The 26,175-nt window shown below is 60.0% G+C and carries 20 protein-coding genes; all 20 read left to right on the forward strand.

Annotated elements, in window-relative coordinates; all coding sequences use genetic code 11:
• Window positions 1–5: 5 nt before the first annotated feature.
• Complete coding sequence (locus JZM60_RS08365; RefSeq protein ID WP_207165336.1) at window positions 6–581, forward strand: GerMN domain-containing protein; 576 nt, start codon at window positions 6–8, stop codon at window positions 579–581.
• A gap of 99 nt (window positions 582–680) precedes the next feature.
• Window positions 681–3,095: a homocysteine S-methyltransferase family protein gene (locus JZM60_RS08370; RefSeq protein WP_207165338.1), complete on the forward strand. Its 2,415-nt coding sequence runs from the start codon at window positions 681–683 to the stop codon at window positions 3,093–3,095.
• A 96-nt stretch (window positions 3,096–3,191) separates the two neighbouring features.
• Window positions 3,192–3,647, forward strand: a complete 456-nt coding sequence (locus JZM60_RS08375; protein ID WP_207165340.1) for a hypothetical protein — start codon at window positions 3,192–3,194, stop codon at window positions 3,645–3,647.
• Window positions 3,648–3,672: 25 nt separating this feature from the next.
• A complete protein-coding gene (locus tag JZM60_RS08380; RefSeq protein ID WP_207165342.1) occupies window positions 3,673–4,506 on the forward strand; it encodes a transketolase in 834 nt (277 codons plus the stop codon).
• Between the two features lie 168 nt (window positions 4,507–4,674).
• Complete coding sequence (locus JZM60_RS08385) at window positions 4,675–5,622, forward strand: transketolase family protein (RefSeq protein WP_207165344.1); 948 nt, start codon at window positions 4,675–4,677, stop codon at window positions 5,620–5,622.
• A gap of 76 nt (window positions 5,623–5,698) precedes the next feature.
• Window positions 5,699–6,373, forward strand: coding sequence for a type II secretion system protein (locus tag JZM60_RS08390; RefSeq protein WP_241426412.1), 675 nt, complete (start codon window positions 5,699–5,701; stop codon window positions 6,371–6,373).
• A 100-nt stretch (window positions 6,374–6,473) separates the two neighbouring features.
• Window positions 6,474–7,958, forward strand: coding sequence for an ATP-binding protein (locus JZM60_RS08395; RefSeq protein WP_207165346.1), 1,485 nt, complete (start codon window positions 6,474–6,476; stop codon window positions 7,956–7,958).
• Window positions 7,959–8,063: 105 nt separating this feature from the next.
• Entirely contained in the window at window positions 8,064–9,437 is a 1,374-nt protein-coding gene (locus JZM60_RS08400) for a sigma-54-dependent transcriptional regulator (RefSeq protein WP_207165347.1), read from the forward strand.
• A 364-nt stretch (window positions 9,438–9,801) separates the two neighbouring features.
• Complete coding sequence (locus JZM60_RS08405; protein WP_207165349.1) at window positions 9,802–12,495, forward strand: Ig-like domain-containing protein; 2,694 nt, start codon at window positions 9,802–9,804, stop codon at window positions 12,493–12,495.
• Window positions 12,496–12,561: 66 nt separating this feature from the next.
• A complete protein-coding gene (locus tag JZM60_RS08410; RefSeq protein ID WP_207165351.1) occupies window positions 12,562–13,410 on the forward strand; it encodes a cytochrome c3 family protein in 849 nt (282 codons plus the stop codon).
• A 30-nt stretch (window positions 13,411–13,440) separates the two neighbouring features.
• A complete protein-coding gene (locus tag JZM60_RS08415; RefSeq protein WP_207165352.1) occupies window positions 13,441–16,572 on the forward strand; it encodes a CxxxxCH/CxxCH domain c-type cytochrome in 3,132 nt (1,043 codons plus the stop codon).
• Window positions 16,573–16,730: 158 nt separating this feature from the next.
• Entirely contained in the window at window positions 16,731–17,525 is a 795-nt protein-coding gene (locus JZM60_RS08420) for a carboxypeptidase-like regulatory domain-containing protein (RefSeq protein WP_207165354.1), read from the forward strand.
• Window positions 17,526–17,729: 204 nt separating this feature from the next.
• Window positions 17,730–20,222 (forward strand): right-handed parallel beta-helix repeat-containing protein, encoded by a 2,493-nt coding sequence (locus JZM60_RS08425; RefSeq protein ID WP_241426413.1) that lies wholly within the window; start codon window positions 17,730–17,732, stop codon window positions 20,220–20,222.
• Window positions 20,219–20,911, forward strand: a complete 693-nt coding sequence (locus tag JZM60_RS08430; protein ID WP_207165358.1) for a carboxypeptidase-like regulatory domain-containing protein — start codon at window positions 20,219–20,221, stop codon at window positions 20,909–20,911. Before JZM60_RS08425 ends, JZM60_RS08430 begins: the two co-directional genes overlap by 4 nt.
• A 78-nt stretch (window positions 20,912–20,989) precedes the next feature.
• On the forward strand, window positions 20,990–21,550 hold the full coding sequence (locus tag JZM60_RS08435) for a glycine betaine ABC transporter substrate-binding protein (RefSeq protein WP_207165360.1): 561 nt from the start codon (window positions 20,990–20,992) through the stop codon (window positions 21,548–21,550).
• Between the two features lie 7 nt (window positions 21,551–21,557).
• The gene (locus JZM60_RS08440; RefSeq protein WP_207165361.1) at window positions 21,558–22,499 is read left to right on the forward strand and encodes a cytochrome c biogenesis protein ResB; all 942 of its coding nucleotides are present in this window, start codon (window positions 21,558–21,560) and stop codon (window positions 22,497–22,499) included.
• A gap of 96 nt (window positions 22,500–22,595) precedes the next feature.
• On the forward strand, window positions 22,596–24,494 hold the full coding sequence (locus JZM60_RS08445) for a permease (protein WP_207165363.1): 1,899 nt from the start codon (window positions 22,596–22,598) through the stop codon (window positions 24,492–24,494).
• A gap of 25 nt (window positions 24,495–24,519) precedes the next feature.
• Entirely contained in the window at window positions 24,520–24,840 is a 321-nt protein-coding gene (locus JZM60_RS08450) for a cupin domain-containing protein (protein WP_207165365.1), read from the forward strand.
• Window positions 24,841–24,851: 11 nt separating this feature from the next.
• Window positions 24,852–25,169 carry a GeoRSP system PqqD family peptide chaperone gene (locus JZM60_RS08455; protein WP_241426188.1) on the forward strand — a complete coding sequence of 106 codons (318 nt, stop codon included), beginning with the start codon at window positions 24,852–24,854 and terminating at the stop codon, window positions 25,167–25,169.
• Complete coding sequence (locus tag JZM60_RS08460) at window positions 25,159–26,175, forward strand: GeoRSP system radical SAM/SPASM protein (protein ID WP_207161810.1); 1,017 nt, start codon at window positions 25,159–25,161, stop codon at window positions 26,173–26,175. Before JZM60_RS08455 ends, JZM60_RS08460 begins: the two co-directional genes overlap by 11 nt.

A 26,175-nucleotide genomic window follows, 5' to 3' on the forward strand; every position in this document is an offset into this window, starting at 1 on the left:
TCTGCATGGAAAAAAACAAGTCCCCCCGCAGGGAACAGTTCATGTTTGCCGCGTTTCTCATCGTTGCAATCGTCCTCGGCCTTTTGATTTTCGGCAAGTACCAGGCGAGCCGCGACCTTCCGGTGACCAGGCCCGAGCCGAAACCGGCGGGGACCATGCAGGTTACGCTTTTCTTCGCTACCCCCGATGCCGATGGCCTTGGGCGGGAGGGGCGCCAGATCACTGCCTGCGAAACTCTCCCCGAATGCGTCCGGTCCCTTCTGGACGAGGTGGCCAACGGGCCGGTGGGCGATCTTCATCCGACCCTGCCGCCGAACATTGCGGTAAGGGATGTGCGGATCGATGGGGAAACGGCGGTGCTGGATTTCGGCAACGAACTCATTGCAGGACTGCCGGGAGGGAGCTCTGCCGAGATGGCGGCGGTTTACTCGGTGGTGGACACCATCTGCCTCAACTACCCCCAGATAAAGGGTGTGAAGTTTCTCGTCGACGGCGCGGAGGTGGATACCCTCAAGGGGCATCTTGACTTGAACCAGCCGATTAACCCTGATTTTTCTCTGGAAAAGCCGTCCACTCCGTAGGGGCGATCCTTGTGATCGCCCGTTTTAAGGACCGGACGAATTCAACTCAGGGCGAATACGAGATTCGCCCCTACAAAATTGATTACAGGTGACGACACCATGAAAATACCTTTCCTGCAAGCGATTAGAGAGCGGGTCCTGGTGCTGGACGGGGCCATGGGGACCATGCTCCAGGAGCGGGGGCTGCGCCCCGGCCAGTCCCCGGAAGAGCTTAACCTCACCATGCCCGGGGTGGTGGCCGGCGTCCATCGCGAATACCTTGAGGCCGGGGCCGACATCATCGTTTCGAACACCTTCGGAGGCACCCGCCCCAAGCTGGAGCACTACGGCCTGGAGTCACAGGTGCGGGAGATCAATGCCAGGGGGGTGGAGATCGCCAAAGAGGTTTGCGGCGGCCGGGCTTACGTGGCAGCCTCCATGGGGCCGACGGGGCTTTTCGTGGAGCCGGTGGGGGAGGTGACCTTCGACGCCATGGCCGCCTTCTTCCGGGAGCAGGCCGCGGCGTTCATCGAAGCCGGGGCCGATCTCATCACCCTTGAAACCTTCCTCGACATCAAGGAAATCCGGGCGGCGGTAATCGCCATCCGGGAGCTATCTCCCACAATCCCCATCATCGCCCAGCTCACCTTCGATAATGAAGGGCGCACGGTGCTCGGCACCTCTCCGGAAGCAGCGGCCGTAACCCTTGCTGCGGCCGGGGCTGATATCGTCGGCTCCAACTGTGGTCTGGGGCCTGACGGCATCTGCGGTGTCCTGGGGGCCATGCGGGGGGTGACGCGGCTTCCCCTTATCTCCCAGGCCAACGCCGGGCTTCCGAAGCTGGTGGATGGACAGACCGTCTTCCCCGGCACCCCCGACGACATGACCGCCTTCCACGACCGGATGCTGGAGCTGAACGTGCGGGTTATCGGCGGCTGCTGCGGCACTACGCCTGCCCACATCCGGGCCATCAAGGATGCCCTGGCGGGCCGCGACCAGTCATGGCGCGACTGCGGCCCCGCGGCGGGGGTCACCTATCTGTCGAGCCGCACCGGTGTCGTCGCCGTGGGGGGCGGGCTTCCTGCCGCCATCATCGGCGAACGGATCAATCCCACCGGCAAGAAGGCCTTTGCCCAGGAGCTGCGGGACGGGAAAATTTCCACAATCCGCCGCGAGGCCATGGAGCAGGTGGCTGCCGGTGCCCATCTGCTGGACGTGAACGTCGGCACCCCTGGCATCGATGAGCCCGCCACCATGGAGCGGGCGGTGTTCTGCGTGACCGGGAGCGCCGGCGTGCCGCTGGTGCTCGACTCATCCGATCCGGCAGCCCTGGAGCGCGGGCTCAAGGCGGCCGACGGCAAAGTGCTCGTCAACTCCGTCAACGGCGAAGCGAAGAGCATCGAGCGGGTGCTGCCGCTGGTGAAGAAATACGGCGCCGCCGTCATCGGCCTGGCCCTGGACGAAACCGGCATCCCCGAGACGGCGGAGGGGCGGCTGGCCGTGGCGGAGCGGATCGTCGCCGCTGCGGAGCGTTTCGGGATTCCCCGCAGCGACGTGATTATCGACTGCCTGACACTCACCGTGAGCGCCGAACAGAAGCGGGCCATGGAGACCCTGCGGGCGATAAGGCTCGTGAAGGAATCCCTCGGCTGCGGCACCGTTCTTGGCGTCAGCAACATCTCCTTCGGGCTTCCGCGCCGGCCGCTCATTTCGTCGACCTTCTTCGCCATGGCCCTGGCAGTGGGGCTCGACGCCGCCATCGTAAACCCCAAGGAAGAGGAGATGATGGCAGCATGGCGCTCGGCCATGGTGCTTCTGAACCGTGATCCGCGAGCCGCCGCCTACATCGCCGCCTATGCCGGGACGGCTGCCGCCGTTGCTGAACCCGCATCGACCGGCGATGCCCTCGACATACGGGAGCGGCTGAAGCGGGCGGTCATCACCGGCGACAGGGAAAATGCCGCGGCCCTGGTGGAAGAGGCATTGGGGCAGGGGCTCGAACCGCTCCAGGTGAGCAACGAGGGGCTGCTCCCCGGCCTGGAGGAGGTGGGACGGCGCTTCGAGAATAACCTTGTCTTTCTCCCCCAGGTGATGCAGTCGGCCGAGACCATGCAGGCGGCCTTCGGCCGGCTCAAGGATGTCATGAAAGGGGCTCCCGCCGCGAGCAGGGGGAAGATTCTCATGGCGACGGTGGAGGGGGATATCCACGACATCGGCAAGAACATCGTCTGCACGCTTCTGGAGAATCATGGTTTCGAGGTGATCGATCTCGGCAAGAACGTCGCCGCCGACCGGATCGTGGCGAAGGCCCGCGAGCTTGACGTCGATGCGGTGGGGCTATCGGCGCTCATGACCACCACCATGACCGAGATGGAGAACGTCATTGCACGGCTGAAGGATGCCGGCATCCGGACGTTCACCATGGTTGGGGGGGCGGTGGTGACCCAGGAGTATGCCGATGAGATAGGCGCCGACCTCTACGCCCGGGATGCCATGGAGGCGGTGGCGCGGATCAAGGCCTTGCTTGAAAAGTAGTTGTAACTGTTTGATTTTGTAAAGTATTTAGTCCTTGCAACAGCCGGGCATCCGTGGTAGTTTTAACCGGTTACGTCATTTGGCGGACAGGGGCCCATGAACGTCGGATTCAATCACAATATAATGTACAAGGGAGAGGTTTTCCATGTCCAGACCGAGGACAGCGGAATCGCCAACCCCCACATCATTACCCTGATCTACCGGGAAGGGGCGATTATCGCCTCCCGGAAAACGAGCTATGCCGATATCATCAAGGTGGACAACCTTGAGCGCGTGGTGGAAGAGCTCATGAAAGAGCAGCATAAGGGAATGCTCCGCCGGCTCAAGAACGGGGAATTCGACGCCCGTGCTTTCCCCTCCCCGAGCCCCGCGTCGGTATCTCCACCTGTTCCGGAAGTACGGCCTGTACTGCCGGTGCCGCCCGTTCCGAAACCTGCCGCCGCGCCTCGGGCCGTTCCTCCCCCTCCTCCGCAGTCTCCAGCCAAAACACAGGAAAAAGCGTCCAGTCTCGACGAGGTCATTTTAGATTTTCTCCTGACGGACGATAAATGAGAATATCAGCACGGAAAGGAATATCGTGGACAGCGAAAAAATTGCCCAACTCCAGGAGAAAGCCCGGAAGCTCCGGGCCGACATCGTAAAGGCTCTGCACAAGTCCCAGTCCGGTCACACCGGCGGCTCCCTCTCGGCCATGGACATGGTTACCGCCCTTTATTTTCATGAAATGAAGCACAACCCGGCCGATCCGGCCTGGGCACAGCGGGACCGCTTCGTTCTCTGCAAGGGCCACGCGGCTCCGGCCCTCTACGTGGCGCTGGCAGAGGCGGGGTACTTTCCCAAGGAAGATCTCATGACGCTGCGGCGCCTGGGCTCCCACCTCCAGGGGCACCCCGACAGCAAAAAGACCCCCGGGGTCGAGGTCTGCACCGGCTCCCTGGGGCAGGGACTTTCCATGGCCAACGGGATGGCCCTGGGGCTTCGCCTGGACGGAAGCGCAAGCCGCGTCTATGCCCTGCTGGGGGACGGAGAGCTCCAGGAGGGACAGGTATGGGAGGCGGCAATGGCCGCCGGCCACTACAAGCTGGACAACCTCTGCGCCCTGGTGGACGTCAACCGTCTCCAGATCGACGGCGAAGTGGCCAATGTCATGGCGGTGGAGCCGGTTACCGATAAGTTCAGGGCCTTCGGCTGGAACGTGCTCGATATCGACGGACACGACATGGGGGCCATTGTTGAGGCCCTCGGTAACGCCGCGACGGCCAAGGGACGGCCGACGGTCATCGTTGCCCGCACCGTCAAGGGCAAAGGGGTTTCGTTCTTTGAGAACAAGGCTTCGTACCACGGCGTGCCCCCCAGCGACGAGGAACTTCCCAAGGCCCTGGAGTGCCTGGGTGAGCAGTGCTACCTGTAGGGTAGGGCTGCGGCTTTCACACCGGCTCGCCGCCGTCCTCGTCGCTCCTTTGTGCGGCGTAGCGCTGCTACGCCTCCGCAGTCTCTCCTGCGGGTGCGACGATCCGGCGCAAAATCCGCAGCCCTCGGGACTGCAACCCCTACGCAAACGAACAGAAAGGATTTCCATATGAGCACCATGATCGCCACCCGCGACGCCTACGGTCAGACCCTGGCGGAGCTGGGTGAGGAGAACAATAGCATCGTCGTCCTGGACGCCGACCTTTCCGGCTCCACCAAGACTTCCACCTTTGCCAAGAAGTTCCCCGAGCGTTTCTTCAACATGGGTATCGCCGAGGCCAACATGGTCGGCACCGCCGCAGGCCTTGCCGCAACCGGCAAGATCCCCTTCGTATCGACCTTCGCCATTTTTGCCGTGGGCCGGGCCTGGGAGCAGGTGCGCCAGTCGGTGGCCTATCCCGGAGCCAACGTTAAGATCGTCGCAACCCACGGGGGCGTCACCGTTGGCGAGGACGGCGGCTCCCACCAGTCGGTGGAAGACATTGCCATAATGCGCGCCGTCCCCAACATGACCGTCATCGTCCCGGCCGACGGCCCGGAAACCAGCCGGGCGATCCGTGCGGCTGCCGCGTACAAGGGGCCGGTTTACGTGCGGCTCGGCCGCAACAAGGTGCCGACGGTTACGCCCGAGGATGTCCCCTTCGAGATCGGCAAGGGGGTTCAGCTGGCCGACGGCACGGACGTGACCTTCGTGACCACCGGCCTCATGACCGGCCAGGCCGTGGCTGCGGCCGAGGCCCTGAAAGCGGAAGGCGTTTCCGCACGGGTGGTGCACCTGGCCACCGTGAAGCCCCTTGACGGTGAGATTCTGCTGAAGGCGGCCCGGGAGACCGGCGCCATCGTCACTGCCGAGGAGCACTCCATCGTCGGCGGTCTGGGCGGCGCCGTGGCCGAGTTCCTCGGCGAGCACTGTCCCACCCCCATGAAGCGGGTCGGTCTCAACGACCGTTTCGGTACCTCCGGCAAGGCGGAAGAACTCCTCAAGTACTTCGGACTCATGCCGGCTGATCTTGCCGAGGCTGCCCGGGAGATTATCGCCCGCAAGGGGAGCAGGTAGCGAGGTAGTGAGGGGGCAAGTAGCGAGATTGTGAGGTAGTGAGGTAGTAATGGTGGCCAGGTGGTGGAGAGGGGGCGTGAGACAGATAAGGAGCGCTTATAGTGGGACAGTCTCGCTCTGCCAGGATATCAAGGGGTTACTCCCTCGCTCCCTCGCTCCCTCGCCACCTCGCACTTCTTTTCTGACTTCCTCCGCCGGTTTTACCTACATCGCCGCCCTCATAATCATCATGATCATGGGGATTATGCTCGGAATTTCCGGGCAGACGTGGAAAACGAAGATGCAGCGGGAGCGGGAGACGGAACTCCTCTTCCGCGGTCTTGAATATCAGCGTGCCATTCGCCGTTGGCACCAGTATGATCTGATTGAGGGAAAGCCGCTCAAAACGACGTCAAAGTCACGGCGCCCCCTGAACGAGTTGGAAGATCTCCTGAAGGACCCCGGTTCGTTGGGTAAGGAACGCTATCTGCGCCGGCTTTATATCGATCCTTTTACCGGCAAGGAATTCGAGGTGGTCCGAAACGCCCAGCAGGGAATCATAGGGGTTCACGTTGTCGGGGAAGAAGAACCTTTCAAGCAGGGTAACTTCGACGAGGAATTGATTCTTCTCGAACAGAAGAAGAAGTACAAAGAGTGGGTGTTCGGTCTTCCCGAGGCCGTTTCGCCCCCGGCCGGAGCAGTTGACATTTCCTCTCCCGGCGCGATCGGGACGGCTTCTCCCGTCGGTTCCGCCGTATCAGCCGCGCCGTAGGTGTCGGTTCTGCTGAGCCCTTGTTCGGGGGTGCCGGACATATATTGATAATAGCGAGTGCCGTTGCCGTTTTCCCGGCGTCCACTATCCCGGAGGCAGGTTGATCTTAAAGAGTTTGACAACGAGAGTCATTGTCATACTGGTAGCTCTCCTGTCAGTGGGGATCGGCACCTTCACCTATATCAATCTCACGCGGGAGAGACGGCAGCTCATCAATGCGGCCCGCGAAAACAGCCACACACTCCTGAATTCCATCGAACGCAGCATCTACAAATCAATGAGTATCGGCGACACCCAGGATGTGCAGTTCATCCTGCAGATGGTGGGGCGTAGCCACGATAAGCTGGTGGGAGTCAGGATTTTTCATCCCCAGGGGGTAATTCTCCGTTCGTCAAGGCTCGAGGAGTTGGGGCTGCCGGTTCCCGATGGGGAATACCAGCTTTTCATCAACAGCCGCAAGGAAGGAGTCATTGCCGACGCTTCGTTTGGCGATGTTCTCAGTGTCATAGAGCCGATTTACAACGATCCTCCGTGCCAGCGTTGCCACGGAACCAAGCGGAGACTTGTCGGGGTTTTGAACGTCAACTACTCCCTTGCGGAAACCAATCGCCGCATTATGGAGGCGACGAGACTCTCCATCTTTTCCGCCATGGCGGTCATCCTCTTTTCCTCTGCGGCAATTTTCCTTGTCATTATCAGATGTGTCCGGCAGCCCCTGAACAACCTTGTCGACAATATGGCACGGGTGGAGGAGGGGGATCTTTCGGTGCGCATGACTCCCCGGGCCAACGACGAGATCGGCCGACTCATCGCCAGTTTCGATTCCATGGTCGGCAAGCTCGACAAGGCCAAAATGGAGCTGGAAGAGTATCACTTCCAGCAAATGGAGCGGGCCGACCGTCTTGCTTCGGTGGGAGAAATGGCGGCAGGTATCGCCCATGAGATTAAAAACCCGCTGGCGGGTATTTCGGCGGCCATGACCATTATCCGCCACGATTTTCCCGACGACGACCCCCGCAAGGAGATTATCGGCGAGGTGGTCGAGCAGGTGAACCGTCTCGACAAGACAGTGAACGACCTCCTCTTCTTCGGTAAGCCGGCTCCGCCGGAACCGGCTCTTGTTGATATCAACGGCATTTTGCGCAAAACGCTTCTTTTTGCCCTCCAGCACAAGGGTGGAAAACGCATTGAGAAGCGGTTGGACCTGGCTGATGAACTCCCCGGAGTCTTTGTCGATCCCAAACAGGTGCAGCAGGTTTTCCTGAATCTCATCCTGAATGCGGTTCAGGCAATGGAGGCGGACGGTGGGACGCTCACCGTCGAGAGCCTGCTGGTTGAGCGCAACGGAAAGCGTTGGGTGCGCAGCACCATCGCCGATACCGGCCCCGGCATCCCTTCGCCGATTATCGGCAAGATATTTACCCCCTTCTTTACAACCAAAGCACAGGGGACCGGTTTGGGGCTCGCCATCTGCCACAAGCTGATTACCCAGCATGGCGGGACGCTTACCGTTACCTCCGAGGACGGCAAGGGGACCATGTTCACCATTGATCTTCCGGTTCACCCCATGGAGGATGAGCCGTAATCGGTTCGGATCAAGCTGGTTTTCCCTGGCGACCGGCGTTCAACTTCTGTATCTTTCCGGCAACATGATGTTGCGAAAGTGTTTCAATGCGATAAAGGAGCAGACGTGAGAAAAACGAGGATTTTAGTTGTCGATGACGAGCATCTCATTCGCTGGTCCCTGGAGCAGAATCTTAAAAAGCAGGGCTACGAGGTGGTTTCGGCCGGGAATGGCGAAGATGCCCTGCGCATTGTCCGTGAGGAGCAGCCGGACCTGGTTCTGCTTGATATTCAGCTGCCTGGAATAAGCGGCCTGGAAGTCCTCGAAAAGATTAAAGAGCATGACGAGGAGATTCTGGTCATCATGGTCACGGCCCATGGAGCGCTTGAGACGGCGGTCCACGCCATGAGGCTTGGGGCTTACGATTATATCAACAAGCCCTTCAATCTCGATGAAATGGCCATTGTAATCCGCAAGGCGCTGGAAACCTCCGATCTGCGCCGCGAGGTGCAGAGGCTGCGGTGCGAGCAGGCGAAGAAATTCGGCACCCCCGACATTATCGGTTCGAGCCGTCACATGAAGAACGTGCTCGACATGATGGAAAAGGTGGCAAAGAGCGATGCGTCCACCGTTCTCGTCCAGGGCGAGTCGGGTACGGGCAAGGAGCTGGTCGCAAAGTGGATTCACTACCGTTCCTCCAGGGCCGAGAGGCCGTTCGTCGCCATAAACTGTGCGGCTGTTCCGGCAACTCTTCTTGAGAGCGAGCTCTTCGGCCACGAGAAAGGCGCCTTCACCGATGCCAAGGTCATGAAGAAAGGACTCTTCGAACTGGCAGAGGGGGGGACCGTATTTCTCGACGAAATCGGCGACATGGAGTTGGGAATGCAGGCAAAGCTCCTGCGTTTTCTGGAAGAGCGGACGTTCCGGCGCATTGGCGGCACCAAATCGTTTTCCGTGGATGTTCGGATCATTTCCGCCACGAACCGCGACCTCCTCAAAGCCATCGAAGAGAAGACCTTCCGCAATGACCTGTACTACCGGCTCCAGGTTATCCCCATTTTCCTCCCTCCCCTGCGCGAGCGGCGGGAAGATATCCTCACCCTTACGAATCACTTCATTGAAGTATTCAATGTCGAGTTCAACAAGCATGTTACCGGCATATCCAAGATGGCGGAGAAGCTTCTTCTCGACTACCACTGGCCCGGCAATATCCGGGAGCTGAAGAACGTGATCGAGAGAGCCATAATCCTCGGCAGCGAGGAAACGCTTCTTCTTGAGCATCTGCCCCTGGAGATCGTCGCCAAGGCGTCATCCCAGTCCTCGGGGCTCGCCGTATTCAAGCTTCCCCCCGATGGGGTCGATATTGAAGAGGTGGAGAAGGAGCTGATTCGGCAAGCCCTCGAAATCAGCGAGTGGAATCAGTCAAAAGCCGCCCGTAAGCTTAACCTCGGTATCGATGCTTTCCGCTACCGGATGAAGAAGTTCGGTTACCTGAAATAATTCCCCTTCTCATTCCGATATTTTGCCATATGACGGAATCCGGCGGTTCTTGCGGACCGCCGGGAACGTCCCTTCCCGTGAATTCCCGAATATTTTCTTCCTGTATCTGTCAATAAACCGTCATAGGTGGCCCCGATTCATTGCCGGGACCCGCTGGAAAGCTAGTCATGGCAACGGATTAGGGCGCTGGAGATCTGATCCTTGGGGAATCGTGCGCCCGTTTGCCGGGGTGGGTGTGTCAAATGGTTGATTCACCGTCGGTTTGGCATCGTTATTGCTCTTAAGAGATTGAAAAAGTATCAGACGGATGAGAATCCGACCCGGATTAAACCGGTTATCTGTACAAAATTGCGGAGGCATTACCATGTTATTCAGATCGCCGAAACGAATGGTGGCAGTTGCTGTCTCCCTGGCGTGTCTGGTTATTTCGCCGGTAGCGGTGACGTTTGCCGCCCCGGTGCCGACAGTGGAGATTCAGTCTCCCCTAACGGATGGAATTCGTTCACCGTTGAGGGTGGCCACGGATTCCCTGGGTAACGTGTATGTGACCGATTCCCTTTCCAGGGCGGTACTTAAATATGATTCACTCGGTCATTTAACGCAGACCATTAAGGTTGCTGAGTCTCCCCAGGGGGTTGCCGTTGCCTCTGACGGTACCCTGCTTGTGGGGTTCGGAACCTCAGTGGCCATGATTAACTCCGCCGGTGAAGAAACCAGAAAGCTCGGGATGGGCGCGGGCCAGTTCAAAATGACAAACGGCATTGCGGTGGATGACGATGGCTCCATCTACGTGGTCGACAGCCTCGATAACAGTGTGCAGTTATTCAACGCCGCCGGCGAGTTCATGAGCAAGTTCGGTTCCTTCGGTACCACTGCCGGCAAGTTCTCGACTCCCAGTGGCATTGCCTTTGAAAAAGTATCGAAACAAGTGGCGGTTGTTGACACCCGGACCGGGCGGGTTCAGTTTTTTGACAAAGCCGGTGTTTATAAGCGAACGATAGGAAGCCTGGGCTCCGGTCCCCTTAAGTTTACGGCTCCGCAGGGTGTCTCGTTCGAGTATTCCAACGATCCGGAGCCGGTTCTTGAGCGGATGTATGTGGTTGATACCTTCCAGAGCAACGTGCAGGCCATTGATCCAGCAGCTACCCCGGTATTCCTCTCCTACATCGGCGGCTACGGAACGGCCAACGGAAAGCTCATGGTCCCCTCCGACGTCCGGTACGATCAGGCAAGCGGCCGCCTGATGGTTGTGAACGGCTTCGGCAATTTGACCATGTACGGCATCGATGGCGGCGGCATTGCGGTTGACTCTATTCCGCCGGCCCTTACCATTGCCCCGGTCATATCGCCTTTCACGACGGCAACGCTTGATGTTTCCGGTACTGTTGAGGCGGGTGCCCAGATGACCATCGCCGCCGGCGGTTCCACGACGGTTGGGCCGATCTCGTTCCCGACCTCCACTAACTGGCAGGCGACCCTGAGCGGCTTCGCGCCGGGTGGCTCCACGATTACGGTCACGGCACGCGATGCGGCAAATAACGCAACCACGAAGTCGCTAACCGTAAGTTATCTCCAGTCGGCGCCCATGCTGACCATGGAACCGCTCCCCGTTTTCACGACCGATGCTTATCATCAGCTCTCCGGCCTGGTTGACCCCGAATCTGTCGTGACCGTTACCAACACCACCACGGGCACCAGTGCCAAGGCCCTGGTCTTCGGCAATACCTGGAGCTATCGTCTGCCCCTCGTTGCCGGTGCCAACGCCATTGCCGTCAAGGCTGAAAAGGCGCAGAGCGCTGCCACGACAGTGACCGCGACAACGACCCTCGACGCGACTCCGCCGGCAATCACCGTATCGACCCTGCCGGACGGCAGCTATACCAGCGGGCAGGTCCAGAACATTCAGATGGTTGTGACCGATGCCAACCTCGACGCGGTTGCCTTCAACGGTCAGCCGGTTGTTCCCGTTAACGGCTCCTACAGCACTGCGATTACCCTGGAGACCGGCGCCAACGTCATTATGGTGGCGGCGGTTGACCTGGCGGGGAACGTGTCCACCGATATCCGGACCATCTACTTCGATGGAACCCGGCCCACGGTAACCTTTATCGCACCTGCTGAAGGCGCCTACGTAACCGCCGACCAGGTGACCGTCAGCGGCACTGTCGATGAGGCGGTTCCCGTCACGGTTGCCGGGCTCGCAGCCCGCATGGACGGCACCTCCTGGAGCGCCGATGTTCCCCTCGAACCGGGTATGAATACCATTGACGTCATCGCCGTCGATCTGGCGGGTAACGTCAGTTCCGTCAAGCGGACCGTGACCTACGATATCGACACTCCGGCACTTGTAATCAGCACCCCGAGCCAGGATATGGTCACCAATCAGGCAACCCTGGGATTTGCCGGCAACTTCACCGATCCGAGCCCGGTGACGCTTTCTGCCGATGTGGATGGCACGCCTGTTGCCGTGACCGTAACGGAAGGCTCGTATACCCTGGCGGCCACCTTCGCCGAAGAGAAGGCCTATGCCATAACCCTGACAGCCACAGATGCCGCAGGCAACGCGAGCCGCGTGACGCGGACGGTGACCTATGACAAGACTCCGCCGGCCCTGACGCTCGATCCGGTCAACACCCCTTACCCGTCAGCCCTGACCGGCACGGTGGAAGCGGGTGCCGCCGTGACTGTTGAGGATCGCAACGGTTCCGCCGGTACGGTTTCCGTAAATGGCGAGACCTGGAGCGCGGCCCTTGAACTGGGCGGGTATGATGCAGAATCCCTTGCCGTGCGCGCCACTGACGTTGCCGGCAACAGCACGCTTCGCAGCCTGGTGGTGAACGTGCCCGATGGCGACGTGAACGGTGACGGCAAGGTGACGATCCATGACGTGCTCCAGGCACTCAGGATATTCACCCGGCAGACGGCGGCAACCACCAGCCATCTGTCCCATGGCGACATCGGCCCGCTCTATCAGGGGAAAGCAAAACCGAACGGCGTCATAGACCTGGTTGACGCAATACTTATCATGAGAAAGGCCCTCGGCATGCCGAGCTGGTAGACTCCCTCGGAGTTGAATGCAGGACGCAACAAGGCGTAACGGACTACACGCAACGAGGTCAACGGAATGAAAAGATTTCTTCTCATAACAACGGCAGTGGCGGCATTCATGGCATGGGGAGCTATTGTGAACGCTGGCAACCAGAACATACGCTGGACGGTGCATAACCTGTCGAGTGCCGTACCGGAAGGCGCCACCATAGACCGGCACTGGTACAGTGACGATACGGACCAGGTCTGCATCTTCTGCCATACACCCCACCATGCCGAACCGGCCCAACCCCTCTGGAACAAGGTGAATCCGACCCAGGCGTTCAACATGTACACCTCATCGTCCACCCTCTCCAGTGTGGCAAAGGGGGCAACGGCGCCGGGCCCTGAATCGCTCCTCTGTCTTTCCTGTCATGATGGCAGGACAGCAATCAACGTGATTCATAACGGTGATGTCGGTATCGATGCCCAACCCGCAGACGGCGGCAGGAAGGTACTCAATTTCGCCGGATGGGGATACTACAATGCCGAGAACCCCAACAATCAGGCCCTGGCAATGGAGATCACGGTGTTCGGCACTCCCTACCGGGCGAACCTGGGGAAGACGGGAATCGACGGGGATGCGCGCTTTGCCGGCAGCAACCTCATGGACGACCATCCCATTTCCTTCTCTTATGCCTCGGCACAGAGCGAAAAAGGGGTTGCCGCGCTTAATGCCATAGAGAGTGCCAGAAGTGCCGGACTGAGATTCTTTGGCCCTAACCGGGACAGGATGGAGTGCTCCACCTGCCATGATCCCCATGTGGATTCAGGGCTTGGTTATGACGGGTTGCCTACGGGGAGCGGTGGCAACAACGCACTCAGACCGTTCCTGGTTCGGGATAACACGGGCAGCGCCATGTGTCTGGCCTGCCATAATAAATAGGATGAAATTGTGAATGTTCAGGAGCGTGCCATGAACGGAATGACGATAAAGACCCTGGTCGCGATAATTTTCGCGTTGGTCGTCCCTGCCGCTGCGTGGGCTATTGTGTTCCCCCACGAAACCGGCTCCGTCAAGGGGTACGTCTGTAACAGCTGCCATTCGACCCACAATACTCTCGGTTCAACGGGCTTCAATAACGTTTGCCAGACCTGTCATAAGCCTGGTGACGCCTATGGGCATTCAAAACCATTCAGGGACGCTGATTTCGCCAACCCCTTCGGCACGTACACCAGCTCACGCCCCGGCGTCATATACCAGACTTCCCACAACTGGGTCGGCAGAGACAATGTTCCCAAGGCCGGAGCGGTTCCTCCCACTAACACCGCGCTCACCAAGAATATTGTTTCCGGCACTATTGTTTGCGCTCGGTGCCACGCCATTCACTATGTTTATTCATCAGCAAACAATACCCGCCCGTTCCTGCGTATCCGCAACGATAACGACCAGATGTGCCTTGACTGCCACCGTCCGCGCAGTACCACGAACCATACCCTGGGCACCCACCCGGTGACCGTGAACTATGCGGAAAAGGCTGCGGCACGCCCCGATGATTTCTACGCTACGCCCCAGAACAGCAATCCGGCCAACCCCACTTCGGCCATGAAGATGTCGAAAAGCGGCGCGGTTGTCTGCACAACCTGCCACGGGGTCCACTACACCGACTCCAACAGCCGTACCTTTGACAATGCCTCCAGTGCCCGGATGGGTCTCCTCTCCACTTCCCGCGGTTTGCTGCTGCGCACCGACCTGAAGGGGACGTCGGTGACGGACCCGAACATCTGTACCAACTGCCACAAATCGGCAAATGACCCGGCCAACACCAATGCCGGGGTTAAGAACCACAACGGAACCAAGAACCAGAATATCCAGTGCGCCGACTGCCACGGTGGCCACGTGGACGAGGCTGACGGGACAACTCCCAACGCCTACCTCATCAACCGCTTCATGAACATCTCGACCCAGTACGGCGCGGTGCGCAACGCCAAGGTTCTGTACCAGTACACCTCGGTATCCCAGAAGAACTACAACAAGGATTCCTTCGGGGTCTGCGTTGCCTGTCACCCGACGCTGCCGTCCACCATTGCCACGCACCAGTCGAGCACCAATGCTGAAGACTGCCGTTCGTGCCATACCCACTCCCAGGGCTTCTCGGCCAACTGTACCCAGTGCCACGGATTCCCGCCCACGACAAATACTGCCGGGGGTACGACAGGATACGCGAAGGATGGCGTGCGCGATTATTCGACGGTATCCGGCGGCACGCTCTTCAAGGATGAGTCGCTTACACCCCATATCAGCCACGCTGGCGGCGGCTCTTACTATTCATTTGCCTGCGATGACTGCCACAAGGGCTTCAGCCATAACACCGGCACGTTCCAGGACGTGTTCCTGAGCACTGGGGGATCGAAGGCGGCTGCCAACGGCGCCACTCCCGCTTACAACGGTACTTCCCCCGGAACCTGCTCCACTACTTACTGCCACTCGGACGGTAATGGCGGCAGCTACAAGTCCCCCGTCTGGGCGGACGGCAAAGATGATATCATGACGCTTGCCGGAGCGGCCCGCTGCGGAAGCTGCCACAGCGCAACCCCGGCAACCAACGCCCACTCGCGCCACATTGCCGGCGGCGCATCCGGCAAGAGCTACGGCTGCGTCAATTGCCATGCCTCCACCGTCAGCAACGGGACGACGCTGCTCGCCGCGGCAATGGGGAGCAACGGCACTCACGTCAACGCCGTGAAGGATAAGCAATTCTCCGGGTCCGTCGGAGGTCAGGCCATCTCCGGAACCGACTGCTCCACGGTCTACTGCCACAGCAACGGCAAGGGTGCCGCTCCGGTGGTGGCTCCGGTCTGGGGTACTCCCGCTTCGGGCCAGTGCGGCGCCTGCCACAAGGCAATCGGCGCTTCACCGATCGATAGCAACGGGCACTTGGCTCACCTTACCGCCGCTTACGGTCCCAATTTCGACGAGTTGACCACAACTTCCTGCGTACAGTGCCACGACACCTATGCCGGCGAGCTTGACGCCAACCACGTTAACGGAAGCATCCACGTGGGGGCCACCACCTGTACCACCAACTGCCACAAACATAATGCCGCCGAGTTCGCCTGGACAGGCGGCAGGGTAACCTGCGAGAGCTGCCACACTGCGCCTCTCTCGGTAATCGGCGGCAAGACGGCGCCGGAAAAGGCCAACTTCATCACCAGCGGCCACGGCCAGGTTGGGGTGAATTACGATGCGAGCCGTGCCTGCTCATCCTGCCACGATGCCAACAGCGGTCACATCGACGGCACGTCGGGGAACCAGAAGCGGATTGCCGTCAACGACAACACCCTCTGCACCGGCTGCCACAACGACGCGGTCAAAGTGCCAACCGTCAGCAAGCAGAACGCCACGACCCACGTGATCGCAAAGGACGGCACTCCGGCCATGGACTGCAAGGTCTGCCACGATGTCCACGGCACTGGCAACAAGGGGATGGTCCGCACGTTCATCACGTTCGGTACACTGACATCCACCATTACCTATGCAACAACGGCAGAACTCGTGCAACTCGTACCGCCTTACCGCGGCGTCTGCCAGACCTGCCACACCCTTACCAGTCACTATAAGCGCGGTGTGGATGAGGGAGTGAACCACCCGACCGCTAATTGCCTTAACTGCCACTCCCATAAGAACACCTATGCCTTCAAGCCGAAGGCCTGCGACGAGTGCCACGGTTATCCGCCTGCACCCAAAGGCTTTGTGCCTTCGCAGGACACCTACTCGACGGCCAAGCTCGAGAACTACTCGGGCGGCGGTGGTGCCCACGTGAAGCTGGGCCACCTCATGGCGAACCTCAGGCCGAATCAGGGCTTCACCCCCTGCCTCGCCTGCCACAGCGACGGGCCGTCGGCCCACGTGGGCGACGAGACGGTATGGTCAAGCGGTACGACCGAGGCTAAGAAGGCGACTGTCAGCGTGAAGACCGACCCGGCCTACAAGTTCAACGACACCAAGGGCCAGTGGTACTCGAAACAGTCACCCGGCGCCACCGGCAGTTGCTGGAACGTCAGCTGCCACTTCCAGCCGACGCCACGCTGGTCCAACGACAAGTAGGACGCGAAAGGGGAGGGGCCGGGAGGCTCCTCCCCTTTCCCTTTAACAACTCGCTGAAGGTTGGAAATTGTGAACCCCACCGATGTGTGATACAACATTCCCAAGATATTGTTGTCCAGGCGCCGCGTCAGGTGACCGGCACCGGAAAGGGGTGGGGAATGAAAAAGGTTTGCTCGCTCTGGTTGTTTCTCGTGGTTGTCTTTGCGGGGATTGGGGCCTACGCCGGCAGCGACGGAAAAGGTCGTATCACCGGCGCCATGATGCTGAACAATGGCGAGCCCATGGCAAACGGTACGGCCTTTCTGTTCAGGGATGTTACGGGGCCTCCGCCGATACCCGAAAAATATTGGCGTGTGCCTGACGAAATAGTCGGTATCGATGCATCCGGCAGGTTTGTCGCCGAGGTTCCCGAGGGGACGTATTATCTCGGCGCCATCAAGAGGATCTCGGGAAATGAACTGGGTGCCCCCAATGATGGGGATTACTTCCTGATTAACCGGGACGAAAAGGGGAATCCAAAACCGTACCTGGTCAAGGCGGGAGAAACAACGGATGTCGGAACCATTTCATCGGTCCACCCCTTCAGCCGTGCAACTTATCTTAAGCAAGAGGGGATTACGGCAATTGCCGGAACCGTGACGGATGAAAAGGGGAAACCGGTGGAGAGGGCGCTGGTCTTTGCTTTTGCCACCCCTACCATGGTTGGAAAACCGCTTTTTGTTTCGGAACGGACGGGCAAAAACGGGGAGTTTTTCCTGAGAGTCGATAAGGGTGGCACGTATTATCTCAAATCCCGGGAGGTTTATGGGGGAGGGGCACCCAAGGCGGGCGAGATTATCGGCGGTTACGGCGAACGGATGCCTGAACCGGTGTCGGTTGAGACCGGCAAGACGGCTAAAGGGGTTGACCTGCGAGTAATCCGTTTCAAGGGGCGGGGACCCTTCAAGCAGTAGCGCTTTGCATGCTGCGGTACATGGGGGAACAAGAGCAAGGGGAAAAGGAGGAATACCGATGAAGAAAAAGAGTTATGCACGTCCGAGAATTGTCGGGAGCGCGGTGGTTCAACCCTGCTGAAAGCAGGAACAATCCGCAAGAGAGGTGCCGGGGCGATGCTCTTCGGCACCTCTCTTGCTTTTCAGGGAATAATGGTCACATCTATGTCTCTATCCAGAATTGCTTGCGCCGGTACTGCTCTGGTGCTTGCTCTGCTGTCGCTGAGCATGCCCAATGGCGCGTCCGCTGCCGTCATGACGACCGATACGGTATGGGAGGGAAACATCACCGTTGAGGATGATGTGCTTATTCCCGCGGGGGTAACCCTGACCGTGCGCCCGGGCACTTCCATCCTTGTCGTCGCCGCGGAAAGCACCAAGACCGATCCCGAATACCTCTCGCCGCTGAATGAAATAACCGTTCGGGGGACGTTGGTTGTGGAAGGGACCGGGAAGTTGCCGGTGCGCTTTTTCGGCGCGGAGAAGAAGGTGGGGAGTTGGGCCGGGATCCTCATTGACGGGGGCACCGCCAATATTCGTGGTTGCAGTATCGAAAACGCGGATACAGGCGTCTCGGTGGCTGACGGAACCCTCCGCCTGAGCGGTTCGGCGCTTCGGGAAAATCGTTACGGCCTCGTGGCGCAGGGGAAAAATACCCGAGCCGACCTGGCCGGTTCGCGGATCACCGGCAACGACTACGGCATTTTCACCTTCGGGGGGGCGCTGGTGGCCACCGGGGACTCGGAGGTTGCAAAAAACCGTAAAAGAGACACGTATTCGCCGGTATCCAGAGAGTTCGTGCCGCCGGCGAAGCCTCCTGTTGCCGAGGGGGCACCGGTTGGCCGCCGGTATCGGGATATGGTTCTCCTGGGGGAAACCGTCTGGCAAGGGCGGATTGAGGTGGATGGGACGGTGAGGGTGCCGGAGGGGAGCAGGCTCGTCATCCTGCCGGGAACCATCGTGGAGTTCACCCGGCGGGATACCAACGGCGACGGCATCGGCGAAAACGGGATTATGATCCAGGGGCGCCTCGTGGCCAAGGGGAGCGCTGAACGGCCCATCATCTTCCGTTCCGCGGAAAAGGCGCGGCGGGCGGGGGACTGGGATTCCGTCAATATCATGAACAGTGCGTCGGGACAGAACCTGATCGAGCACTGCCGGATAGAGAATGCCTATCGCGGGCTCCATTTCCACTTTTCCACCGTGGCGATTCATAATTCCACCCTGATGGACAACTATCGCGGCATCCAGTTTCAGGAATCGGTGGTAGTGATGCGGGGCAATACCCTCTGCGGCAACAGGAGCGGCGTTCAGGGGCGCGACTCCGAAGTGGATCTGGCGGACAACCTTATCTGCAATAATCAGGTGGGGGGGAATTTCTTGCGGACTACCCTTGTCGCCCGGGGCAACAGGGTCATCGCCAACGGCAGAGAAGGGCTCCGCCTGCGTGAAGGGGCCGTCACCGTCCGGGAAAATCTTGTGGACGGCAACCGGTTCGGGCTCATGATGGCCGACATATACCACGGTGTCGTGAGCCGCAACAGCATCACCAACAACACCGAAGGGGGGATATCCCTGAAGAATGTCGACGCCATCGAGATCGCCGGCAACGTGGTGGCGGCCAATGGGTTGAATGGCTTCAATGTCCAGGATTCCGGCGCGCTCATCAAGTCGAACATGATCTCCGATAACGGCGAACGGGGGATGGGAATCCAGTCCTTTGCCGGGGTCATTACCGGGAACGACTTCGCCGGCAACGGCCTGTACGCCATTGACATGGACGGCCCGGAAGATGTCTCCGCCCCGGCCAACTGGTGGGGAGGGGATGATCCGGGGAGGGTTATTTTCGACCGGCGGGACGACCCGGCCCTTGGTACCGTCCGCCAAGATGGGGCAAACGCCGCGCCGCTCCCGTTTGTGTGGCCCCTGGCGTCCGTGGCCACTGATGCCGTCTGGCGCGGCATAATAACGGTCGATGCCGCCATGGCGGTCGTGCCAGGCGCCGTCCTGACCGTTGCGCCGGGCACGACGGTGCGGTTCGCCGCCGGGACGGGGCTGGAGGTGAAGGGCAAGCTAATTGCAAAAGGTGAGTCAGACAGGAAAATTACCTTTACCTCGACGGAACTCAAGGAGCCTTCCGCCTGGAACGAGATTCTGCTGGAATACGCCACAGGGAGCGCCATTGCCCACTGCTCCATCGAATATGCCACCTGGGGAATTCACAGTCACTTTACCGACCTTTCCGTGACTGACAGCGTTTTTGCGCACAACTACGGCGGCATGCGGTTCCGGAGCGGGCCCGTGCGGATTAGCCGCTCGACCTTCAGGGACAATACCATCGGCATCAGGTCGTACATCGGCAACGCCCGCATCGAGGACAATATCATCACGGAGAACGAGACGGGGATCTTTGTCCGGGAAAAAGGGGGCGGGCTGACGGTGACGGGCAACAACATCTTCGGCAACAGCGGCTACAACCTGAGGATCGGCGATTTTAACACCGAAGACGTGAACGCCCGCGGCAACTGGTGGGGCGAGGGTGATCCCGGCGAAACGATCTTTGATGCGCGCCAGGAACCGGGGATCGGGCTGGCTCTCTACGAGCCCTATCTGGAGAAACCGCTCCCGCTCGGGGCCGGGACCGGAGAAAAACCATGAGGGGGGCAGTGTTGTGGACGCTGGCGTGGCTGCTGCTGTCCGGTTTCGCGGCGGGAGCCGCGGATGCGGCGCTCCTCAGGGGACGGGTGGCTGATATCGACGGCAGGCCGGTGGCCGGAGCGAAGCTCTTCATTTACGACACGGCAAACGTAAGGCGTCCCGCAACCTTCATTTCTCCCCCTTCGGCTGCGGACGGGACCGTTGCGATTACGGTGCCCCCCGGAACCTACTGGGTCGTGGCGCGGTTCAAGCAGGACGAGTCGTACGGGCCGCTCATGCCGGGGGACAAGCATTCGGGGGAGCCGGCCGTCATGGACCTGACCACTGAAGCCGAGCTCGAGCAGGATTTTACCGTGGCCGACATCCGGGAAATGGGGCGCAAGCGGCAGACCATTGCCGCTGATTCCCTGAGGCTGAAAGGGCGGGTACTGGACCCCGAAGGGAAGCCGGTGGCAGGGGCCTACGTTTTTGCGTCAACCATCAAAGCGGGTACCCGGATTCCCGATTACGTGTCGGCATGGACGGGGGCCGACGGGACCTACATGCTGGCGCTCCCCTCCGGGCCGAAATACTTCCTGGGGGTTGCCACGGCATTCCCGCCGATGCAGCCCTGGCGCACCTCCGCGGAGGTCGTTCCCGTTGACGGCAAAACTGATGTTGTCTTGGACATGGCATTAGCGCTAGACTGAAAATTAATGTGAAAGTTTCCGCATCACGCAAGCCGTGCTGACGGCATGCCTGCACTACCTCGGTATATAGGGTGACGTATGAAAAAGCTTTTGTGTTGCATCATGGTGGTTTCGGTTCTCGCTGTTGCTCAACTGGCCGGAGCATGTGTCGGCAGAACGCTCCACATCGGTGTTCCCAACTCCGCCAACGAGCGGATGCTTGCGCAATTGATGTCCCTCCTCATAACGGAGAGGACCGGCACGTCGGTCAAGATCGATGTTTTCAGGGACAGCAGGGAGCTGTATGGCGCCGTGAAGAAGGGGGAGGTTAACCTGCTCGTGGAAACCCCCGGCCACGCCCTGGAGATGCTGGGAAAGAATTCCGGGGCAAACGGCAGTGATGCCCACGATTTTATCAAGAAAAACTACCGCTCAACCTTCAATCTGGCCTGGCTCGAATCGTTCGGCGGAACGCCGCAATATTCTCCCGTCCTCACTATCGAGACCCTGGGCAATTATCCGGCACTCCCGAAACTGCTGGCAAAGCTTGCCGGGACCCTGAACAACGATGCCTATGCCCGGCTGCTGAAATCGTCCGACACCGCCGACAAGTCGCGGAAGGCGGCACGGGATTTCCTCAAAACCAAGAAACTGATCTGATTCCAGCGTGCCTCTGACACTGCCCGACATCCCGAAGCGGACAATCCGCTTCCTGGCCTCGACGGAGCTTGCCGTAGCGCTTTTCCTGGCGGTTGCCGTCCTGGCCATCCCCGGTACCTTCACCGAAAGCAGGACGCTCTACTCCCATCCGCTTTTTCTCTGCCTGATGGGGGGGCTGGCCCTCAATCTCGTCCTCTGCACGGTGCGGCGGTTCCGGTCCATTTCCGTGCCGGTGCTCATTCTGCACCTGGGAGTGCTGGTGGTTTGCGGCGGCGTCATTGCCAGGGCGTTCGGGTATGTGGCGACCGTCAACGTTTACGAGGGAACCACTGTAGATAAGGTATACCGCTGGGATCTGAAAAGGGATGTTCCCCTCGGCGCGGAACTGACCATCCGGCGGATAAACCGGGAATATTACCCGATTCCGGTCAAGGTGGGGGTGCTCAGGGGAGAAGCGAAAGAGGCTCTCCATACCCTTAAGACCGGAGACAGCTTTGTAGCGGGCCCCTACACCGTTACGGCGGAAGCCCTCGAATTCCCCTCCGAAGTCCTCAAGCTATCGGTTTCCAGGGATGGACAGCTGATCGGCGCCTGCGATACCGAAGGAGAGAGCACGCTCCCTGCTGATTTTCCCTACGAGTTCAAGCTGGTGGCGTTTCAGAATCCGGTCCTGAAAAGGCTCTGGGTCGATCTTGCCCTCGGCGGCAAGGGGGGTCCCGTCGTCTCCGGCACTTCTGAGGTCAATGCCCCATTTATCTGGAACGGGCTTTATTTCTATAATACCCAGGTGAATGCGGATCAGGTCGGCATGTCTTTTGCTGGCATTCAGGTGGTCAGAGATCCCGGAAGGCCCTGTGTTTTCGCCGGGTTTGCCATCATGGGGCTCGGCGCGGTCCTGTCATGCGTCAGGAGACTTTTCAGGAAGAATCCGGTGCATACCCCCCTTTGAAAAAGGGGACAGGCTGGATTTTCCACGCGGCAACTAAAGGCAAATCCCCCTGAATCCCCCTTTGTCAAAGGGGGACTTGGCTGGGAGTAATGGGAGATGGTATTGAATCTGTTCAGCAGAAAACCAAGGGAGGAATGCGCAATCCACGGGCACCACGGCGGTTCGGGAAACCGGATGCTCATTGCCATGGTCCTGATCTCCCTCTCTCTGGTGGTGTGGCACGTGCTGTCCACCGGAACCGGCGGATATCCGGCTGCGCCGGTTTCGTTTCCAGTTCTCCTCGGCAGCGAACTGTGGGACCTGTTTTTCGATAATCACGGCATTATGGCCGAGCTGTGGGACGTCTTGCCCTATTTCCTCATCGGCATTCTGATAGCCGGATATCTGCGGACGTTCAAGATTGCGGTCAAGCTCCAGGCGTCCCTCCGGAAATACGGGGTCCTGAGCGTATTTCTCGCCTCCTTTGTGGGGATCATCACCCCCCTGTGCGCCTGCGGCACCGTGACCACGGCCATCAGCCTCCTGGTGGCGGGGATACCCCTGGCGCCGGTCATGTCGCTTATGGTGACCTCGCCGCTGTTGAGTCCGTCCACCTACCTCCTCACCCTGAACGATCTCGGCCCCGAGTGGACCGTCATCAGGACCATCTCGGCCTTTGCCATGGGAGTGTTCGCCGGGCTAGTCACCCACTACCTCGGCAAACGGCCGGGCTTCCGGAAGGACGAGATATTCATCGAAGGTGCCCTTGTCAGGGGTGATTTCCACGACGATGATTACCCCGATGAGCGCCTCCGGTGTAACTGCCGCCGCAAATTCGGCAACCGCATTGCCGTCAGGACGGGGAACAAATTCCTCATTTTTCTGGCGAAGTCGGCGGAGATGCTCTGGGTGGTGGGGAAGTACGTCCTTGTCGGGGTCGTGGTCGGCGCCGTCGTCGAACGCTACATGCCCAAGGAGTGGGTCTACGGCCTCTTCGGCCGGAAGGATCCCCTCAGCATCCTCTGGGTTTCCCTGGCATCGGTGCCGATGTTCCTGCACCAGATCAGCGCGTCCAGCATCATTTATCACATCAAGGGCTCCCTTGGCGGCACTCTCGATGCCGGAGCCGCCCTGGCATTCATGATCGGCGGTCCGGTAACGGCGGTGCCCACCATGGTGCTCTTCTGGAGCTTCTTCAGAAAGCGGGTCTTTTTCCTTTATATGAGCGTCTGCCTCGCTGGGACGCTGCTCATCGCCTACGGGTTCCAGCTTCTCGTATTCATGCCCGGCGTCGATGTGGGCAATCCGCTTTTGGCAGGGGTTGCTTCGTTGCCGGGAGGTGAGGCCGCCGTTGTCCGGAAGGATGATTCCAATGTGCGGATGGTCATGGACCCCGGCGGAAAAGGGCTTGTGGCAACCTATACCAATCCGGTGGATGGCCGGGGGCCGGTCGTGTTCGACGGCGCTTACGGGCATTTTGCCGCAGCACCGGCCGTCAGCCATGACAACGGCGCCTACATCGCCAATATCGCCCGATGGCTGGAGGAAAACACCCTTGCCGCTTCTTCCGGTAAAATCCTCCTCTATTCTGCCGGGAGCGGCTCCGGTGCTGTTCCCGAACTCCCGGGCAAGAAGGTGCAGGCTGAACTTGAAGCCAGGGGACTGACGGTCAGGACGGCCGGGAGGCATGACATCCCGCTGCTTACCGGCCAACTGCTGGCGGAGTACGGCCAGGTGTGGCTCTTTGTGGGGGACGACCCGGCTACGGGGCTGAGCGATGCCGAGATCAAGCTGCTGGAAGACCATAATACCGATGGCGGAGGCGCCCTGATCGTTCCTGTTGTCCGGCCGGGGGAAATTCCCCGCGGGGCGAACCGGCTTGCCTCCCGCTATGGGGTGACGTTTGCCGCCGTTGGCGATACCGGCCCGGTGGTGCAGGTCTCAACAGCTTCAGGAATTTTCAACCGGACCGCCGAGTGGCTCGGCTCCGTTATGAAACTTGTCAAGAAAGCGTGACGGATACTTATCTCAGGAGGAATACATGAAATCACAGGTGCTTGACGTACAGACCCTCAAGAAATTCAGCGACGAGAAACGCCACCAGGAGACCATCTGGTCCGACGACCACGCCAGGGTGAGCCTCATCTGCATGAAGCCGGGCCAGGAGATCGTAACCCACACCCACCACGGCAGTCACATCTGGACGGTCATGGAGGGGACCGGAGAGTTCCTTTCCGGCGGAAAGACCCAGTCCATCACCACGGGGCAGATCGTTGTCGTCCCCGCCTTCGAGGACCACGGCATCCGCAACGCATCCCAGGAAAATCTTGTCATCGCCTCCATAACCGGGCAGGGTGATTAAAAGAGGAATGCATGATGCAGACGATTCATCGCAACCCCAACGTCATGTGGCGCGAGGAGGAGGATGCCCTGGCCCGGGTGCAGGAAGCCCTGGACCGGGGGGACGAGGTGGAGGAGACCGGGACCTCGGTCCTCTTCTCCGGCGGGTCCATGCTCTCCCTCAACTACCTGGGGACCGAGATCTGGAAACTCTGCGACGGACTAACCCTGGACGGCATCGTGGCGGAGCTGCTGCCGCAGTTCGATGTGGAGGAGGCGGTGCTCCGGGAAGATGTCCAGGCCTTTCTGGATGAACTGGCTGCCAAGGGGTTCATCAGCTATGCCGAATGACAAAGATGTTGTGAAGGCGCCGTCGCTGGAAGCGCCCCTGACCATCAACTGGGCCATAAACAACAGCTGCAATTTCGCCTGCCGCCACTGCTACAGCCGCGAGGACACCCACGAGGAACTTCCCCGCGATGTTCTTCTCTCTTGCTTGGAGAAGGTGGCCGGGGCCGGGGTGTTCTCCGTCAATTTCGGCGGAGGAGAGCCGCTTCTCCACCCGGGGCTTCTGGATATAGCCAGTCATGCAGGTGGCCTGGGGCTGCGGATATCCATGAACAGCAACGGCTGGCTCCTTGACCGGGAGAAGGCGCAAGCCCTCCGGGACGCCGGCTTCACCAAGGTGGGCATCAGCATCGACAGTCACATTCCCGCGGTCCACGACGATTTCCGCGGCGTCGCCGGAAGCCACGACCGGGCTGTGGCGGCCCTGGGGCACCTGGCGGAGGCGGGGATCGCCACCTCCATCTCCACGGTGATCTGCCGGATCAACCACACCGCCATCGACGAACTGGTGGCTTTTGCCCGGGAGCAGGGAGTGGGGCAGCTCAACTTCCACAACTTCAAGTGCTCGGGGCTCGGCCTTTCCCACAAGGATGAACTGGACCTGTCGCCGGAGGAGTGGAAGGAGTTCTACCGCGGCGCCCTGGCGGCAAAGGGGCGGGAGAAGGGGCTCGACATCTCCCTGGACGACCCGATAATTGCGCTTCTCGGCGCCCGTGACGCCGGAAGTCTCGTGAAGGGGAGCGTCTGCGGCAAGCTGTCGCTGAACATCAAGGCCAACGGCGACATGACCCCTTGCGGCTTCATCCCCGTCGTTATCGGCAATATCGTCCGTGACGACCTGAAGCAGGTCTGGCGGGATTCGGCGGTGCTGGAGAAGATGCGGAACAAAAAACCGACGGGCAAATGCTCCGGCTGCAGCAAGTACGAGGATTGCCTCGGCGGGTGCAGCGCCCGGGCCCTGGCGCTTACCGGCGACCTGAACAGCCCCGATCCCCACTGCTGGGCGTAA

The sequence above is a fragment of the Geobacter benzoatilyticus genome, from assembly GCF_017338855.1.
In the GTDB taxonomy this organism is placed as follows: Bacteria; Desulfobacterota; Desulfuromonadia; order Geobacterales; family Geobacteraceae; genus Geobacter; species Geobacter benzoatilyticus.

Bases quoted from the DNA above. Each gene is read 5' to 3' on its own strand.
- JZM60_RS08415 (WP_207165352.1), top strand. From the start codon at position 13,441: ATGAACGGAATGACGATAAAGACCCTGGTCGCGATAATTTTCGCGTTG.
- JZM60_RS08435 (WP_207165360.1), top strand. From the start codon at position 20,990: ATGAAAAAGCTTTTGTGTTGCATCATGGTGGTTTCGGTTCTCGCTGTT.
- JZM60_RS08430 (WP_207165358.1), top strand. From the start codon at position 20,219: ATGAGGGGGGCAGTGTTGTGGACGCTGGCGTGGCTGCTGCTGTCCGGT.
- JZM60_RS08365 (WP_207165336.1), top strand. From the start codon at position 6: ATGGAAAAAAACAAGTCCCCCCGCAGGGAACAGTTCATGTTTGCCGCG.
- JZM60_RS08385 (WP_207165344.1), top strand. From the start codon at position 4,675: ATGAGCACCATGATCGCCACCCGCGACGCCTACGGTCAGACCCTGGCG.
- JZM60_RS08410 (WP_207165351.1), top strand. From the start codon at position 12,562: ATGAAAAGATTTCTTCTCATAACAACGGCAGTGGCGGCATTCATGGCA.
- JZM60_RS08420 (WP_207165354.1), top strand. From the start codon at position 16,731: ATGAAAAAGGTTTGCTCGCTCTGGTTGTTTCTCGTGGTTGTCTTTGCG.
- JZM60_RS08375 (WP_207165340.1), top strand. From the start codon at position 3,192: ATGAACGTCGGATTCAATCACAATATAATGTACAAGGGAGAGGTTTTC.
- JZM60_RS08405 (WP_207165349.1), top strand. From the start codon at position 9,802: ATGTTATTCAGATCGCCGAAACGAATGGTGGCAGTTGCTGTCTCCCTG.
- JZM60_RS08425 (WP_241426413.1), top strand. From the start codon at position 17,730: ATGTCTCTATCCAGAATTGCTTGCGCCGGTACTGCTCTGGTGCTTGCT.
- JZM60_RS08460 (WP_207161810.1), top strand. From the start codon at position 25,159: ATGCCGAATGACAAAGATGTTGTGAAGGCGCCGTCGCTGGAAGCGCCC.
- JZM60_RS08450 (WP_207165365.1), top strand. From the start codon at position 24,520: ATGAAATCACAGGTGCTTGACGTACAGACCCTCAAGAAATTCAGCGAC.
- JZM60_RS08445 (WP_207165363.1), top strand. From the start codon at position 22,596: ATGGTATTGAATCTGTTCAGCAGAAAACCAAGGGAGGAATGCGCAATC.
- JZM60_RS08455 (WP_241426188.1), top strand. From the start codon at position 24,852: ATGATGCAGACGATTCATCGCAACCCCAACGTCATGTGGCGCGAGGAG.
- JZM60_RS08370 (WP_207165338.1), top strand. From the start codon at position 681: ATGAAAATACCTTTCCTGCAAGCGATTAGAGAGCGGGTCCTGGTGCTG.